We start from the raw sequence: 570 nt of genomic DNA, 5'->3' as shown, positions 1-570 counted from the left end.
CGCCGGCCGTGCGGGCCGCGGGCGGGCCCTGGTCGTCGTCGACGTCCGCTGCCTGCAGACGGGGGAGTACGACACCCGCGGCGTCGGCAAGCACGCCCTGTCGCTGCTGGGCGCCCTCGCCGCCGCGACGGCCGCCGACGCCCGCGCTCCCGAGGTCGTCGGCCTCGTCGACCCGGCCGCGGGGGAGCTGTCCGCCGCCGCCCGCGCCCTGCTCGGCCGGGTCGTGCCGCACGTCGCCGACGTCCCGCTCGCCGACGTCGTCGCCTTCGTCGGCCTGTCGCCGATGACCGACGACAGCACCGTCGTCGCGCCGCTGCTCACCGCCCCGTGGGTGCGCACCGCCGCCGTCGTCTACGACCTCGTGCCGTACCGGGCGCCGTGGCGCTACCTGCCCGACGAGGGCGCCCGGTGCGCGTACGAGGCCCGGCTGCTCGCGCTGCACGCCTACGACCGGCTGCTGCCGATCTCGCGGTCGACCGCCGCCGACCTCGTCGCGCTGGCCGGGCTGCCCGCCGCCCGGCTGCGGGTCACCGGGGTGGCCGACCCGCTCGGCGACCCCTCCGCCCGGAC

Annotated in this window: 1 protein-coding gene; it reads left to right on the top strand. The window is 79.6% G+C overall.

Annotated elements, in window-relative coordinates:
- A partial coding sequence (locus WCS02_RS21035; protein WP_340296249.1) for a hypothetical protein occupies window positions 1-570 on the top strand: 570 nt, incomplete at both ends.

The sequence above is a fragment of the Aquipuribacter hungaricus genome (genome assembly GCF_037860755.1).
GTDB classification, from domain to species: Bacteria; Actinomycetota; Actinomycetes; order Actinomycetales; family JBBAYJ01; genus Aquipuribacter; species Aquipuribacter hungaricus.
This window is presented reverse-complemented; position numbering and strand designations above follow the sequence as displayed.